Origin of the sequence: Priestia sp. HNGD-A6, assembly GCF_045784335.1 — a bacterium.
Classification (GTDB): Bacteria; Bacillota; Bacilli; order Bacillales; family Bacillaceae_H; genus Priestia; species Priestia zanthoxyli.
The window spans coordinates 3434566-3449740 of sequence record NZ_CP138621.1; the positions used below are offsets into that span (position 1 = coordinate 3434566).

A 15175-nucleotide genomic window follows, 5' to 3' on the forward strand; every position below is an offset into this window, starting at 1 on the left:
TGGCTGAAAGAAGCGCTAAACAAAGAGCAGCTGAACGCTAGTCCAGAGTGCAGGCTAAAACCTGCCGTGTCAGCAACGTTAACGCTATGAAGGTGATAAATGCTTTTGGCATTTATAATCAGGGTGGTACCGCGAGTTCAACTCTCGTCCCTGCTACAGGGATGAGAGTTTTTTTGTGTGCAAATAACTAGCAATTACTTTTGGACACAGGGAAAATAGATGCTTTTATGTCATCATTTTTTTGTCTATAAATAAGAAGAGTATTAAAGGAGGACCAATCATGAAAAAACTGACGTCAGCACAAGTTCGTCAAATGTATTTAGATTTCTTTAAAGAAAAAGGCCATGATGTAGAACCAAGCGCATCTTTAGTTCCGCATGAAGATCCATCTTTATTATGGATTAACAGTGGAGTAGCTACATTAAAAAAATATTTTGATGGTCGTGTTATTCCTCAAAATCCGCGTATTTGTAACGCACAAAAATCTATTCGTACAAACGATATCGAAAACGTAGGTAAAACGGCTCGCCATCATACGTTTTTTGAAATGCTTGGTAACTTCTCTATCGGTGATTATTTCAAAGAAGAAGCAATCCAATGGGCATGGGAATTCTTAACGAGCGATAAATGGATTGGATTCGACGCAGATAAGCTATCTGTAACAGTTCACCCTGAAGATGAAGAAGCATTTAAGATCTGGAATGAAAAAATGGGCGTGCCTAAAGAGCGTATCATTCGTTTAGAAGGTAACTTCTGGGATATTGGAGAAGGTCCGAGTGGTCCAAATACAGAGATCTTTTATGATCGCGGAGAAGCATATGGAAATGACCTAACTGATCCGGAATTATATCCAGGTGGAGAAAATGAGCGTTATTTAGAAATTTGGAACCTTGTATTTTCTCAGTTTAATCATAATCCTGATAATACGTACACGCCGCTTCCAAAGAAAAATATTGATACAGGAATGGGCTTAGAGCGTATGGTTTCTGTTATTCAAGATGTGCAAACAAACTTTGATACAGATTTGTTTATGCCAATTATTGAAGCAACAGAAAATATTTCAGGCGCTAAATATCGTACAAATGATGAGCAAGATACGGCATTTAAAGTCATTGCTGACCACATTCGTACGGTAACATTTGCTGTAGGTGATGGTGCTCTTCCTTCAAATGAAGGCCGCGGGTATGTGCTGCGTCGTTTGTTACGCCGAGCAGTTCGCTATGCTAAAAAGTTAAACATTAATCGTCCGTTCATGTACGACCTAGTGCCGGTAGTAGGTGAAATCATGGTTGATTTCTATCCGGAAGTAAAGGAAAAAACGGATTTTATCCAGCGCGTAGTCAAAAATGAAGAAGAGCGTTTTCACGAAACGTTAAATGACGGACTAGCTATCTTGGCAACTGTTATTAAAAAAGAAAAAGCGCAAAACAGTGATACGGTACAAGGCGAAGATGTTTTCCGTCTATATGATACGTATGGCTTCCCTGTTGAATTAACGGAAGAATACGCAGAAGATGAGAACATGAAAATCGATCATGCAGGTTTTGAACGTGAAATGGAAGCACAGCGTGAGCGTGCGCGTGCTGCTCGTCAAGATTCTAGTTCTATGCAAGTTCAAGGCGGCGTACTTGGTGAAGTAACGGTTGTAAGTGAGTTTGTGGGCTATGATAAAAATGAAGTAGAAACAGTTGTTGAAGCAATTATTGTAGACGGTGAGCTTGTTGACCGTGCTGAAGCTGGAACAGAAGCGCAAGTCATCTTAAGCCACACGCCATTCTACGCAGAAAGCGGCGGTCAAATTGCGGACCAAGGTACGATCCAAAGTGCTTCAGGAAAAGCGGAAGTAAAAGACGTTCAAAAAGCGCCAAATGGTCAAAATGTCCAAACGGTATCTGTAACAAGCGGTGAGCTTGTAAAAGGTGAAACATACATGGCAACGCTTGATGAAGAAAACCGCAGTGCGATTGTGAAAAACCATACGGCAACGCATTTATTGCATCAAGCATTAAAAGATACGTTAGGAACGCATGTTAATCAAGCGGGTTCTTTAGTAACAGCGGATCGCTTGCGCTTTGACTTCTCTCACTTTGGTCAAGTGACACAAGAAGAGATTGAGAAAATTGAACAAATCGTTAATGAAAAGATTTGGGACAGCATCTCTGTACAAATTGAAAACAAAGCAATTGACGAAGCAAAAGCGATGGGTGCAATGGCACTATTTGGTGAGAAATACGGAGATATCGTGCGCGTAGTACAAGTAGGCGACTACAGCTTAGAATTATGTGGTGGATGTCACGTACCAAATACATCTGTTATCGGTTTATTTAAAATTGTATCAGAATCTGGAATCGGTGCAGGTACTCGACGTATTGAAGCTGTAACTGGAAAAGCTGCCTATCAGTTAATGAATGATCAAGTAGGTTTACTAAAAGAAGCTGCGGCAAAAGTAAAATCCAACCCGCGCGATTTAGTAGGGCGCGTTGAAGGATTACTAGAAGAAATTCGTAATCTTCAGCGTGAAAATGATTCACTATCTACAAAGCTTGGCAATATTGAAGCTGGCAATCTTGTTGACCGCGTAAAAAACATTAATGGTGTAAATGTCCTAGCAGCAAAAGTGAATGCAACGGATATGAATAACCTTCGTGCAATGGTTGATGATTTAAAACAAAAATTAGAATCTGCTGTGATCGTATTAGCTTCTCCACAAGGTGAAAAGGTAAATATTATTGCAGGTGTAACAAAAGATTTAATTGCTAAAGGCCATCATGCTGGCAAACTTGTTAAAGAAGTAGCAACGATTTGCGGCGGAGGCGGAGGCGGACGCCCTGACATGGCGCAAGCTGGAGGAAAAGACGCTAGCCAAATTGAAAAAGCACTTGGCACTGTAGAAGAATGGGTTAAATCCGTTTAATTCTCCTCTTTCTTGGTGTACAATATAAATAAGACTTAGCATAGTGCACAATGTGTTCACAAATTAAGAGAGTGAGGTGGGACCGTGAGTTCATTTGATAAAACCATGCAATTTAATTTTCAAGATGAGCCAGCTGAAACAAACGTACATGAAGTATTGTTTACGGTTTATGACGCACTGCAAGAAAAAGGCTACAACCCGATTAACCAAATCGTTGGGTATTTGTTATCAGGAGACCCTGCTTACATTCCTCGTCATAACGATGCGAGAAACACAATTCGCCAGTTAGAGCGAGACGAGCTCATTGAAGAACTTGTTAAATCTTATTTACAACAGCATCGAAAGGATTCATAAATGCGCGTATTAGGATTAGATGTAGGAACCAAAACAATTGGTGTGGCAGTTAGTGATGAAATGGGATGGACAGCGCAAGGAATTGAAACAATTAAAATTGCAGATGAGCAGATGGAGCAATCATATCCTCGTTTACAGCAGTTAATTGACGAATATTCCGTAGAGAAAATCGTAGTGGGTCTTCCTAAAAATATGAATGGTACGATTGGCCCTCGAGGCGAAGCGTGCATCGAGTTTGCTGACAACGTCAAAGAAAAACTTAACATTGAAACGATGATGTGGGACGAGCGCTTGTCAACGATGGCAGCAGAGCGAGTACTGCTGTCTGCCGACGTAAGCCGCAAGAAACGCAAAAAAGTAATCGATAAAATGGCAGCTGTTATGATTCTTCAAGGATACTTAGACAGCAAGCAATAAGAAAAGCAGCAGGCTTTGCTTAAGCTGACAAGTTATGACTTTCCCTTTTACATATTCTTTTGTACGTAAAAGGGAAGTGAAATAACTGAACAGCTTGCTTTTCGCTGAAGAAAAAGTTAAGCTAAGAGCTTACAATATAAAATGAGGTGCAAACATGAGCGTAGAAGAAAATAAAATTACAATCGTCGATGAGAATGGAAATGAGCAGCTATGCGAAATTTTATTCACATTTGATTCTGATCAATATAACAAATCATATGTAATTTACTATCCAATCGGAGCAGACCAAGATGATGAAGAAGAAATCGAAATTCATGCATCTGCTTTCACACCAAGTGAAGACGGTCAAGACGGCGAGCTTCAACCGATTGAAACAGAAGAAGAGTGGGACATGGTTGAGGAAATGGTTAACACATTCCTTGACGAAGAAGGCGAATAATTATAGTGAAAAAGCTGATGACAATCGTTATCAGCTTTTTTTTACATAGCGGCCGTTCTTTTTAGATATAAAAAGGTTTTTCCTTGCATTCTTAGGGGAGATTGTATGATAATGACGAAAAATGAGATAAATTGTAGTATAATAATTCCTGCGTGTGAGAGTGCATTTTAATAAAAGAATTCATTGTTTGAACGGATGAAACTAGACTTTGGGCAGACAATAACATAAATCATGGAAAAAATTTAGGAGAGGCGATAGTTTAAGGAAGCGATACCATCTCACACCTATAGGAGATACGAATGAATCGCAATCTCATGTATCCTCTCTGTTCATACTTACAAAAAATCAAGAAGAAAAGAGGTGAAACTGGTTGTATCTTCTTTTACAGAAGTAGATTTAACCAGGAAGCTGCTTGTCGCAACAAACATTTTTACCACCTAATCGTTCAAGGAAAAAACGAGTTATTTTTATTACAATTATCGTACTTCTTTTACTTGTTGGCGGTGCATTTTTCTATGCTCAATCCCGCTTAACACCCGTGGATCGAAACAGCAATAAAAAAGTAAATGTGACCATTCCACAAGGTTCTTCCGTTCAATCGATTGGTACGGTATTGAAAAAAGAAGATTTAATTAAAAGTAAAAGTGCCTTTCGCTATTACGTAAAATTAACCCATGTATCTGGATTTCAAGCTGGAACGTATTTATTTTCTCCTTCCATGAGCTTAGGGGAAATGGTTGAAAAAATGGAAAAAGGCGAGGTTTCAAAACAACCTGATATTCGTGTCACCATTCCAGAAGGACGCCAGCTTGTCGAAATTGCTGATATCATTGCTAAAAATACAAAGTTTACAAAAGACGAAGTCATGAAAAAGCTAGACGATAAGGCATTCATCAATAAAATGAAAGAAAAGTATCCAGATTTAGTAACGGATGAAGTGATGCAAAAAGATATTAAACATCCGCTAGAAGGTTATTTATATCCCGTTACGTATGATTTTTATGATAAAAATGTGTCGTTAGATGAAATATTGGATAAAATGGTAGGGAAAACAAATAATGTATTAGGTCAGTACAGTGGGCAAATGGAAAAGAAAAAATTTAGTGCACATAAATTGTTAACCATGTCTTCTCTAATTGAAGAGGAAGCGACTGCGAAAGTCGACCGAGAAAAAATTGCCAGTGTCTTTTATAATCGCCTTGAAAAAAACATGCCTCTTCAAACGGATCCAACCGTATTATATGCCTTAGGAGAGCATAAAGACCGGGTGTTCTATAAGCATTTAGAAGTGGACTCTCCTTACAATACGTATAAAGTAAAGGGGTTGCCTCCAGGACCAATTGCCAGCTCTGGATTGATGTCAATCAAAGCTGCGTTACATCCAGCCAATACAGATTATTTATACTTCTTGGCTACACCTGAAGGAAAAGTTATTTTTACCAAAACGTTAGAAGAACATAACAAAGAAAAAGCCAAGCATATTACAGGTAAAGAAAAGCAAAATACCGAAAAATAATTGGAAATTTAAAATTGGGGAATCGCGATACTTCGCATTCCCCATCTTTTATGTTAAAATATATCGGGTTTACGTAAAAACGAAAAAAACTTATAATAGACTAGTTGTCTTACTATTTTGCAGTAATGAAACGTTATGAAAACATAATGTAAAATGTACTTCTGAGAACGGAGGAAGTGTTTTGCTTTTACAAAACGTAGAGCAGTATGTGGAAAAGCTTATTCCTAAGCGCCAGGAGCTTATTGAAGAAATGGAAGCTTATGCAGAAGAACATCACGTTCCGATTATGGAATTGATTGGTGTTGAAACGCTATTGCAAATTCTTCGTCTTCATCAGCCAAAACATATATTAGAAATTGGAACAGCGATTGCATATTCGTCTATTCGAATCACCCATGCGCTTCCAGAGGCACGAGTGGTTACGGTAGAACGAAATGAAGAGCGTTACCAAAAAGCGCAAGAGTTTATTGAACGGGCGGGAAAACAAGATAAAATTGTGTCGTTGTTTGGAGATGCACTTGAGCTTAGAGATGAAATTGAACGTCATGGTCCTTATGATGCAGTCTTTATCGATGCAGCTAAAGGTCAGTATCAGCGTTTTTTCGAACATTATGAGCCGATGCTATCTTCTAAAGGAATGATTATTTCGGATAACGTACTATTTAAAGGTCACGTAGCGACCGATTTGGCGGAAGTAGAAACACGTCGACGCCGCAGCTTAATTAAAAAAATTCAGGCCTACAATACGTGGCTGATGAATCATCCCGATTATTATACAACTATTCTCCCTATTGGAGACGGAATCGCGATTAGTATTAAAAGAGGTGACCAAGAATGAAAAAACCAGAACTATTAGTGACACCAACTGCAGTTTCGGAAATCGAATCATTACTACAAGCTGGAGCAACGGCTATTATGGTTGGTGAACAGCGCTACGGTTTGCGTTTAGCAGGTGAATTCAAACGTGAAGATATCGTAGAAGCTGTAAATATTGCTCATCAGCATGATGCAAAAGTCTACGTAGCGATGAACGGATTATTTCACAATGATAAAATCGCCGAATTAAATGAATATATTTTATTCTTAAAAGAAGCAAGCGTGGATGCGATTGTATTTGGAGATCCGGCTGTATTAATGGCAGTGCGTGAAACAGCTCCAGAAATGAAGATGCACTGGAGTACTGAAACAACGGGAACAAACTGGTATTCATGTAACTACTGGGGCCGCAAAGGAGCTAAGCGTGCAGTTCTTGCTCGTGAGCTAAGCATGGATAGCATCATTGATATCATAGAAAAAGCCGAAGTAGAAATTGAAGTTCAGGTGCATGGCATGACGTGTATGTTCCAATCGAAACGTTCACTTCTTGGCAACTACTTTGAGTATCAAGGAAAAGTCATGGAAATTGAAAATCGTAAAGTAGAAAAAGATATGTTTTTACTTGATAATGAGCGAAACAATAAGTATCCAATTTTCGAAGATGAAAATGGAACGCATATTATGAGTCCAAATGATATGTGCATTATCGATGAGCTTTCCGAAATGATTGACGCTGAAGTAGATGTATTTAAAATTGACGGCGTATTAAAGTCACCGCAATATATTTTAGAAGTAACAAAAAAATATCGTCAAGCGATTGATTTATGTGTAGATGACCGTGAAGAATACGAAAACGTTAAAGACGATTTGTTAGAAGAAATTGAAAGCTTGCAGCCAATTAACCGCCCGTTAGACACAGGGTTTTTCTTTAAAGAAACGGTATATTAAAAAGCATGCAAAGAAAGATAAACAAAGGAGGTACAAACGATGGCTGTTCAAATCGATACTGTAGTAGAAGGTAAACGAGTTATTACTAAAAAGCCTGAGTTGTTAGCTCCAGCCGGTAACCTTGAAAAATTAAAAGTTGCCGTACACTATGGAGCAGATGCTGTGTTTATCGGAGGAAAAGAGTTTGGCCTTCGTTCAAATGCAGATAACTTTACATTTGAAGAAATGGCAGAAGGTGTTCAGTTTGCAAACAAATACGGCGCACGTATTTATGTTACAACAAACATTTTTGCTCACAATGAAAATATGGACGGACTTGAAGATTATTTAATGGGATTAGAGCGCGCTGGCGTTTCTGGAATCATCGTAGCTGATCCGTTAATTATCGAAACCTGTCGACGCGTTGCACCTAAGCTTGAAGTACACTTAAGTACCCAGCAATCACTTTCAAACTGGAAAGCCGTTCAATTCTGGAAAGAAGAAGGATTAGAACGTGTTGTACTTGCTCGTGAAACGGGTGCTGAAGAAATGCGCGAAATGAAAGAAAAAGTGGATATTGAAATTGAAGCTTTTATTCACGGAGCGATGTGTATTGCTTATTCGGGCCGCTGCGTGCTAAGTAACCACATGACAGCGCGTGATTCAAACCGTGGAGGCTGCTGTCAATCATGCCGTTGGGACTATGATTTATTTAAAGTAGAAGACGGTAAAACGGAAACGCCTTTATTTGATGAGCAAGACGATCCGTTTGCAATGAGTCCAAAAGATTTAAATTTAATTCAATCTATCCCTCAAATGATTGAGCTGGGTATTGATAGCTTGAAAATTGAAGGACGTATGAAGTCGATCCACTATATTGCAACAGTGGTGAGCGTATATCGAAAAGTGATTGACGCATACTGTGCAGATCCTGAGAATTTTGTGATTCAAAAAGAATGGCTTGATGAGCTAGACAAATGTGCGAACCGCGATACGGCTCCCGCCTTTTTTGAAGGGGTTCCTGGAGTGGATGAACAAATGTTTGGCGTACACGGCAAGAAAACAAAATTTGATTTTGCTGGTTTAGTATTGAATTATGATGAAGAAACAAGCATCGTGACATTGCAACAGCGTAACTATTTTAAACCGGGAGAAGAAGTGGAATTTTTTGGTCCGGAAATTAAAAACTTTACGCAAAAAATAGATAAAATTTGGGACGAAGATGGCAATGAACTAGATGCTGCGCGTCATCCGCTGCAAATTGTGAAATTTAAAGTGGACCAACCTCTATTTTCATATAACATGATGCGAAAGGGGATTTAAATATAAAATGGGGAAAAAGCCCGTTGTAATCGGTATCGCTGGTGGATCCGGTTCTGGTAAAACAACTGTAACCAAAGCTATTTATGAGTATTTTAAAGGGCATTCTATTATGCTTCTTGAGCAAGACTATTATTATAAAGATCAAAGCGATGTACCGTTTGAACAGCGTTTGCAAACAAATTACGATCATCCTCTAGCATTTGATAATGATTTGCTGATTGAACACTTGCAAAACTTATTAAATTATGAGAGCATTGACAAACCGGTATATGATTACGCAATTCATACGCGCTCTGAGAAGGTAATTAAAGAAGAACCAAAAGATGTTATTATCTTAGAAGGTATTCTTGTACTAGAAGATCAGCGCTTGCGTAATTTAATGGATATCAAGCTATACGTAGATACAGATGCGGATCTTCGTATCATTCGTCGTATGCTTCGTGATATTAAAGAACGAGAGCGTACGCTTGAGTCAGTTGTTGATCAATACGTATCTGTCGTTCGCCCGATGCATAATCAGTTTGTTGAACCAACAAAACGCTATGCAGATATTATCATTCCTGAAGGCGGTCAAAACCACGTAGCGATTGACTTGATGGTCACTAAAATTCAAACAATTCTTGAACAAAATGCCATTTTATAATAACATAGCATAGATGCAGGAATTTTTTTGAAGACAATGCAGACATATTCTGCTAACTAAACACAAACATTATAAAGAATAGAGAAACGAGCAGCTTCTATTTTGAAGCTGTCATTTCTCTATTAACTGATTTTTCCACAGAGTGGAAAATTTTTTGTACATACAGAAATCGACTGTATACACTAGAGATTTTGAGTTCAAGAAGGAGTGAAGGGATTATGGCACAAGAAAAAGTATTTCCAATGACAGAAGAAGGAAAGCTAAAGCTAGAGCAAGAGCTAGAATATTTAAAAACAGTAAAACGTAAAGAAGTTGTAGAGCGTATCAAGATCGCCCGCAGTTTTGGAGATTTATCGGAGAACTCTGAGTACGATTCTGCAAAAGACGAGCAGGCTTTCGTGGAAGGACGTATTACAACGCTTGAGAATATGATTCGCAATGCGAAAATTATTGAAGAAGATGTAGAAAATTCTTCTATCGTATCATTAGGTAAATCTGTAACATTTGTAGAGTTGCCAGATGGTGACGAAGAAACGTATACAATTGTAGGTAGTGCAGAAGCAGATCCATTTGAAGGGAAAATTTCAAATGATTCGCCAATTGCTAAAAGTCTAATGGGCAAACAAATTGGAGATCAAGTAACTGTTCAAACTCCTGGTGGAGATATGTCAGTGAAAATTGTATCTGTTAAGTAAAACATATGGTTGGAAGCGTTCTACTGAATGCTCGTAAGTGAAAAAGCTGACACGCGTCAGCTTTTTTTATATGATTTAAAAAAACGGAGAGAATAGAAAAGATATGTAGGAAAGGAAAGATGAAGATGAAAGATATCGATTTTACTAAAACAGCGCTTGTTTTAATTGATTTACAAAAAGGGATTGTTCCAATTGGAGGAGACGAAATTGTAGAAAAATCTGTTCAGCTTGTGAATCGTTTCCGCGAACAAAATGGATTTATTAGCTTTGTACGAGTAGATTTTCAAGATGGAAAAGATGCGTTGACGCCAGAAACGGATCAAAAGCCATCTGCTCCTCAAGAAAGACCTGCAGACTGGGCAGAATTCGATCCAAGACTTAATGTTCAAGAGAATGATTACATTGTGACAAAACGTCAGTGGGGAGCCTTTTTTGGGACAGATTTAGACCTTCAGCTTCGCCGAAGAGGAATTGATACAATTGTCCTTTGCGGAATTGCAACAAATATTGGTGTGGAAAGCACAGCTCGTGAAGCATTTCAGTATGGATATAACCAAATTTTTATCACGGATGCCATGGCGACATTTACAAAAGAAGAGCATGAAGCCACTCTTTCTTACATCTTTCCGAAAATAGGAAAGCTACGAACAACTCAACAATTTTTAACGGAAAATGAATAATAAAAACTTGCTGAATCAGCAAGTTTTTTTATGGAATGAAAAAAAGAATGAATATTTCTTAAGATAATGGTTTTAAAAGTAATGGCAACGTCGACACTTGTAAAGAGTGAGGTGTAGTCATGAAAATAATTCAAAAGCGAATTTATATTACTCTTATTTTTATTTTATTATTAATTAGTGGACTGGGAGCACGGCTTGTTCAACTCCAGCTTGTCAGCACAGAATCTTTTACTGATAAAAATATTAACTTAATTGAAGGAAGCGTAAAACAGCGTACGCAGGAAATGGTGGTAGACGACGGACGAGGGAAATTCGAAGATAAAAATGGACAGTCTTTAACATCTATCACGCATAATCGCTTAGTTCTATTTCCGTTTTTAGAAAAAATGAAGTGGCCCGTTCAGCAAGTAAGCGAAATTGTGGGAATGCAACCACAGGAATTAACGAACAGACTAGCGAATGCTAAAACACCGGTTGTTATTACAAAAGAATTATCCCATGCACAAGTCGAAAAAATAAATGCATTAAAGGTACCTGGCGTGTTTGGAATTCCTCTAAAAGATGAGCGTCCAGTTCCTCTTGCTGAACATTTAATCGGACTAGAAGCACAAAGCAAACAAATAATTGAAGAGAAGTACAGTGATAAATTGAAAAATGGAGCTATTAAATCAACTACGCCTGTAGGTATCTCAGGGATGCAGAGGGCTTTTGACGAGTTTTTGCTGCCTGAACAAGAGTCTAAGCTCCTTTATCATGTTGATCGCCTAGGTGGACCTATGTTTGGCATCGATGTAAAATATACGGGCACAGCTAACCCTTATTATCCAGTCAGTGTGCGTACGACGCTTGATTTGTCTGCTCAGGAGCTAGTGGAGAATACATTGAATCATTATAAGTTAAAAGACGGAGGAGCCGTCTTAATTGATATAAAAAACAATAAAGTAATTGCGATGGCCAGCAGGCCTTCAATTAATAAGAAAGATCCATTTAAAAAGCAAAACGGTTCAGACAGCGTGGAAAATCGTTTGCTGACGCCGCAAACTCCCGGATCTATATTTAAAACCGTAACAGCAGCTGCAGCGCTTGAACAAAATAAAATTCAGCCTTCATTTACCTATAACTGCGATAAAAGTATTTATGGCAATAATGTAGAAGAAGATCATCAAAAAGGGCAGCTGACGTTTGAAGAAAGCTTTGCGCAAAGTTGTAATGCAACGTTTGCCCAGCTAGCAAAAGAAATGATAATATCTAATCCGGATATCATTGAACAATATGCTGATAAGTTAGGGCTTCTTCAGCCTGTAGGATGGACGGGTGATGTGTTTCACTTTGAACATTTTAAGCAGTTTTTAGGAGAAAAATCGGGAAGAGTTTGGACAAATGATAGAGAAAAAAAAGTACCAAATGCTGTAGCGCAAACAGCAATTGGACAGCTTGACGTAAAAGTGACTCCGCTTGCAGTAGCAAATATGATGGCGACAATTGCACGGGGAGGAGAAAAGAAGCAGGTAAAAGCGGTAGATGCGCTGGACTATAAAAACAATACGTCACTGTATACGTTTAAAGAGCATGAGCTAAAAGGAGATACGATTAATGAAGCCACAGCTGCTTCTATGCAGCAGCTTTTAAAAGGCGTTGTACAGAGCGAAAAAGGAACAGGAAGAAGATTTCAAACGCTTCCTTATGAAGTGGCAGGAAAATCAGGAACTGCTGAAATCAATGTGAAAGCCGATATCGTCAATAAATGGTTCGCCGGTTACTTTCCTGCAGATAATCCAAAATATGCAATGGTAGTGGTGGATTTAAATACAAAAAGTGCGATATCTCCCACAAACAGCGTATTTTATGATATTGTTAAAGGGATGTATGACTTAAATACACGTTAAAACAAGAAGAATTTGTAAAAAATATTACAAATATACTTCAAATAAATTTTGATGCTTCATGTATAAGAAAACACATGTTAGAATAAAGCATTATAAAAGTTGGAGGAAATTGTAGCAATGAATAACAATCGTTCTTCAAGACACGAAAACAAAGAAAAAAAAGTAAACCGATTATATAATCTGTTAATTGCTGTCGTAGCAGTTTTAATTGTATTTGTCGGTGGTACGATGATTCTTGGAAACAAGAATAAATCGGATAACCAAGCGGAAACAACTCAAAACAATCCGCAAACAAATGACCAAAAAACGGACAAGACGGCTAAAAAAGACGATGATTCTTCGAAAGATGATCAAGCAACAGATGATCAAGCAACGGACGATCAAAGTTCTGAAGATGACCAAAGCTCTGAAGATGATCAAGCAACAGATGAAGAATCAAATGACTCAGATTCACAGGCTGAAGTAGAGAAAAATCCAGAGCCTGGCGTGGCAGAACGCAAGGTAGATCCTTCATGGGATTCAGTAGGTACGTCACAAGATGCACCTGCAGCAACTTATAAAAAAGGATCAACGGATTGGAACGAAATGCTAAAAGCTGTAGGCGAAGGATCAGGCATTAGCCCAAGCAATATGACCGTATGGCGTTTAGGGAATAACGGTGGCGTAGGTAAAGCCGTAGCTACGGTTAGTCCTAAAGGCAACTCATCAACAAAATACCGCGTTCAAATTGAATGGGTAGATGGAGAAGGCTGGAAGCCCGCAGTAGTGGATAAGCTTCAATAAGAAAAGCAGCGCGCTAGCGCTGCTTTTTTAATTTGAAATGAACAACTGCAGAGTACAGTTTTTTACCTTGTTCATAGTCCACAGACATTTGATGAGATACGCTGTGCACCTCAAGCAAAATCGCTTTATTTTGATCAATTTTTTCCGCAATTTGTTTCTCAAGCATTTTAACATCAGGCGCTTCAAAAAATTCTATTTTATCTTCAATCATTTCAAATTCAAAATTCATCTTACGACCTCCTTACCTCATTACTATAGTATAGCAAATAGAAAGTTAAAAGCTTAAAATATTTGTAAATGAAGAACAAACGATGACTAAAAACATACTATATCCATAAGAATTATTAGTTATAAGGAGGCGTTTTTTATGGGTCTAGAGTTTTTAGATATCTTTGAAAAGTGGGCGAATGAGTATGATGCATCGGTAAGCGGGAAAGATGAACAGTATAAAGAAGTGTTTCGCAATTATAATGAAATCTTAGAGTATGTAGCAAATCGTTCAATAGGGCATGTGATCGAATTTGGAACAGGGACTGGAAACTTAACAAAAAAACTGTTAGAAAAGGAACTAACCGTAGTAGGAATTGAACCGTCAGTGCCAATGAGACAATTGGCACACCAGAAATTAGGAGCAGATGTTTTAGTCACACCGGGAGACTTTTTACAGTTTGATACATCGTTGTTTCCAGCAGAGAGCTTAGTTAGTACGTATGCATTTCATCATTTAACAGATAAAGAAAAAGAAGAAGCTGTGATAAACTATGGAAAGTTACTTCAAACCGGTGGTAAAATAGTGTTTGCCGATACAATGTTTGAAACAGCGGATTCATTTGCTGATACCATTGTTCAGGCAAAACAAAAAGGGTATACGCAACTAGCAGAAGATCTAGAGAGGGAATACTATACAACGATCCCTGTCTTAAAGCAAATCTTTGAAAGCAATGGTTTTCACATAACCTTTACACAATTTAATCACTTTGTGTGGGTATTGGAGGCAACGAAACAATAGTAGAAAGAGGTTTTAAAATGAAAGTAGCAATCATTGGAGCAATGGAAGAAGAAGTGACGATTTTACGCGATAAAATTGAGAATCGTCAAGAAACAGTAATCGCAGGATGTGAATACTCAACAGGAACAATCAGCGGCGTGGAGGTTGTATTATTAAAATCAGGTATTGGAAAAGTAAATGCGGCGTTATCTACAGCCATCTTACTAGAGAAGTTCAAACCTGATTACGTTATTAACACAGGATCAGCAGGCGGTTTCCATCCAGAGTTAAACGTAGGGGACGCGGTTATTTCAACAGAAGTTCGTCATCATGATGTAGATGTAACGGTATTCAACTATGAATACGGTCAAGTGCCAAACTTGCCTGCAGCTTTTAAAGCAGATGAAAAACTAGTTCGCCTTGCTGAAGAAAGCGCTCTTGAAGTAACGGATATGAAAATTGTAAAAGGATTAATTGCTACAGGAGATTCGTTCATGAACGATCCTGTGCGCGTAGAGTTTGTTCGCTCTAAGTTTCCAGACCTTTATGCAGCTGAAATGGAAGCAGCGGCTGTTGCTCAAGTATGCTATCAATTTGGCGTACCGTTTGTTATTCTTCGTGCTCTTTCTGACATCGCCGGCAAAGAATCAAATGTTTCTTTTGAGCAATTTTTAGAAAAAGCAGCTGTTAATTCAACGAAATTAGTATTGAATTTTATTACAAAATTAAAATAAGCTGTTCATAAAATATAGAGTTTGTTTTCGTCTACACTCTGCATCGTTTGTCATAACATG

Annotated in this window: 16 protein-coding genes; 15 read left to right on the forward strand and 1 reads right to left on the reverse strand. The window is 38.2% G+C overall.

The window, feature by feature from the left end; translation table 11 throughout:
* Positions 1-280 precede the first annotated feature (280 nt).
* The 13 genes from alaS to SCI76_RS17540 all read left to right on the forward strand — a co-directional run bounded on the left by alaS (position 281) and on the right by SCI76_RS17540 (position 13393).
* On the forward strand, positions 281-2914 hold the full coding sequence (alaS, locus tag SCI76_RS17480; protein ID WP_221831977.1) for an alanine--tRNA ligase: 2634 nt from the start codon (positions 281-283) through the stop codon (positions 2912-2914).
* A gap of 84 nt (positions 2915-2998) precedes the next feature.
* Positions 2999-3268 carry an IreB family regulatory phosphoprotein gene (locus SCI76_RS17485; RefSeq protein ID WP_013059287.1) on the forward strand — a complete coding sequence of 90 codons (270 nt, stop codon included), beginning with the start codon at positions 2999-3001 and terminating at the stop codon, positions 3266-3268.
* On the forward strand, positions 3269-3685 hold the full coding sequence (gene ruvX, locus SCI76_RS17490) for a Holliday junction resolvase RuvX (RefSeq protein WP_013059286.1): 417 nt from the start codon (positions 3269-3271) through the stop codon (positions 3683-3685).
* Positions 3686-3839: 154 nt separating this feature from the next.
* Positions 3840-4124, forward strand: coding sequence for a DUF1292 domain-containing protein (locus tag SCI76_RS17495; RefSeq protein WP_013059285.1), 285 nt, complete (start codon positions 3840-3842; stop codon positions 4122-4124).
* A 412-nt stretch (positions 4125-4536) separates the two neighbouring features.
* Positions 4537-5640: an endolytic transglycosylase MltG gene (mltG, locus tag SCI76_RS17500; RefSeq protein ID WP_028411679.1), complete on the forward strand. Its 1104-nt coding sequence runs from the start codon at positions 4537-4539 to the stop codon at positions 5638-5640.
* Between the two features lie 181 nt (positions 5641-5821).
* A complete protein-coding gene (locus SCI76_RS17505; protein ID WP_028411678.1) occupies positions 5822-6478 on the forward strand; it encodes an O-methyltransferase in 657 nt (218 codons plus the stop codon).
* Positions 6475-7404, forward strand: coding sequence for a peptidase U32 family protein (locus tag SCI76_RS17510; RefSeq protein WP_407544056.1), 930 nt, complete (start codon positions 6475-6477; stop codon positions 7402-7404). Before SCI76_RS17505 ends, SCI76_RS17510 begins: the two co-directional genes overlap by 4 nt.
* A 39-nt stretch (positions 7405-7443) precedes the next feature.
* Positions 7444-8706 carry a U32 family peptidase gene (locus tag SCI76_RS17515; RefSeq protein WP_028411676.1) on the forward strand — a complete coding sequence of 421 codons (1263 nt, stop codon included), beginning with the start codon at positions 7444-7446 and terminating at the stop codon, positions 8704-8706.
* A 7-nt stretch (positions 8707-8713) separates the two neighbouring features.
* Entirely contained in the window at positions 8714-9349 is a 636-nt protein-coding gene (udk, locus tag SCI76_RS17520) for a uridine kinase (protein WP_028411675.1), read from the forward strand.
* A gap of 218 nt (positions 9350-9567) precedes the next feature.
* On the forward strand, positions 9568-10044 hold the full coding sequence (greA, locus tag SCI76_RS17525) for a transcription elongation factor GreA (RefSeq protein ID WP_013059279.1): 477 nt from the start codon (positions 9568-9570) through the stop codon (positions 10042-10044).
* A 119-nt stretch (positions 10045-10163) separates the two neighbouring features.
* Positions 10164-10724 (forward strand): isochorismatase family protein, encoded by a 561-nt coding sequence (locus SCI76_RS17530; protein WP_372452322.1) that lies wholly within the window; start codon positions 10164-10166, stop codon positions 10722-10724.
* Positions 10725-10843: 119 nt separating this feature from the next.
* Positions 10844-12610, forward strand: coding sequence for a penicillin-binding protein 2 (locus tag SCI76_RS17535; protein ID WP_221831979.1), 1767 nt, complete (start codon positions 10844-10846; stop codon positions 12608-12610).
* A 117-nt stretch (positions 12611-12727) separates the two neighbouring features.
* Positions 12728-13393: a YrrS family protein gene (locus SCI76_RS17540; RefSeq protein WP_071270540.1), complete on the forward strand. Its 666-nt coding sequence runs from the start codon at positions 12728-12730 to the stop codon at positions 13391-13393.
* Positions 13394-13406: 13 nt separating this feature from the next.
* Here SCI76_RS17540 and SCI76_RS17545 read toward each other — a convergent pair whose 3' ends face one another.
* Positions 13407-13622: a DUF2536 family protein gene (locus SCI76_RS17545; RefSeq protein WP_013085082.1), complete on the reverse strand. Its 216-nt coding sequence runs from the start codon at positions 13620-13622 to the stop codon at positions 13407-13409.
* 138 nt (positions 13623-13760) lie between these two features.
* Between SCI76_RS17545 and SCI76_RS17550 the strand changes: the two genes are divergently transcribed.
* Positions 13761-14402 (forward strand): class I SAM-dependent methyltransferase, encoded by a 642-nt coding sequence (locus tag SCI76_RS17550; protein ID WP_028411672.1) that lies wholly within the window; start codon positions 13761-13763, stop codon positions 14400-14402.
* Between the two features lie 17 nt (positions 14403-14419).
* A complete protein-coding gene (mtnN, locus tag SCI76_RS17555; RefSeq protein WP_028411671.1) occupies positions 14420-15115 on the forward strand; it encodes a 5'-methylthioadenosine/S-adenosylhomocysteine nucleosidase in 696 nt (231 codons plus the stop codon).
* Positions 15116-15175: the final 60 nt, after the last annotated feature.

Bases quoted from the DNA above. Each gene is read 5' to 3' on its own strand.
- alaS (WP_221831977.1), top strand. From the start codon at position 281: ATGAAAAAACTGACGTCAGCACAAGTTCGTCAAATGTATTTAGATTTC.
- SCI76_RS17515 (WP_028411676.1), top strand. From the start codon at position 7,444: ATGGCTGTTCAAATCGATACTGTAGTAGAAGGTAAACGAGTTATTACT.
- ruvX (WP_013059286.1), top strand. From the start codon at position 3,269: ATGCGCGTATTAGGATTAGATGTAGGAACCAAAACAATTGGTGTGGCA.
- SCI76_RS17510 (WP_407544056.1), top strand. From the start codon at position 6,475: ATGAAAAAACCAGAACTATTAGTGACACCAACTGCAGTTTCGGAAATC.
- SCI76_RS17550 (WP_028411672.1), top strand. From the start codon at position 13,761: ATGGGTCTAGAGTTTTTAGATATCTTTGAAAAGTGGGCGAATGAGTAT.
- SCI76_RS17540 (WP_071270540.1), top strand. From the start codon at position 12,728: ATGAATAACAATCGTTCTTCAAGACACGAAAACAAAGAAAAAAAAGTA.
- SCI76_RS17545 (WP_013085082.1), bottom strand. From the start codon at position 13,622: ATGAATTTTGAATTTGAAATGATTGAAGATAAAATAGAATTTTTTGAA.
- SCI76_RS17530 (WP_372452322.1), top strand. From the start codon at position 10,164: ATGAAGATGAAAGATATCGATTTTACTAAAACAGCGCTTGTTTTAATT.
- mtnN (WP_028411671.1), top strand. From the start codon at position 14,420: ATGAAAGTAGCAATCATTGGAGCAATGGAAGAAGAAGTGACGATTTTA.
- SCI76_RS17495 (WP_013059285.1), top strand. From the start codon at position 3,840: ATGAGCGTAGAAGAAAATAAAATTACAATCGTCGATGAGAATGGAAAT.
- greA (WP_013059279.1), top strand. From the start codon at position 9,568: ATGGCACAAGAAAAAGTATTTCCAATGACAGAAGAAGGAAAGCTAAAG.
- udk (WP_028411675.1), top strand. From the start codon at position 8,714: ATGGGGAAAAAGCCCGTTGTAATCGGTATCGCTGGTGGATCCGGTTCT.
- SCI76_RS17535 (WP_221831979.1), top strand. From the start codon at position 10,844: ATGAAAATAATTCAAAAGCGAATTTATATTACTCTTATTTTTATTTTA.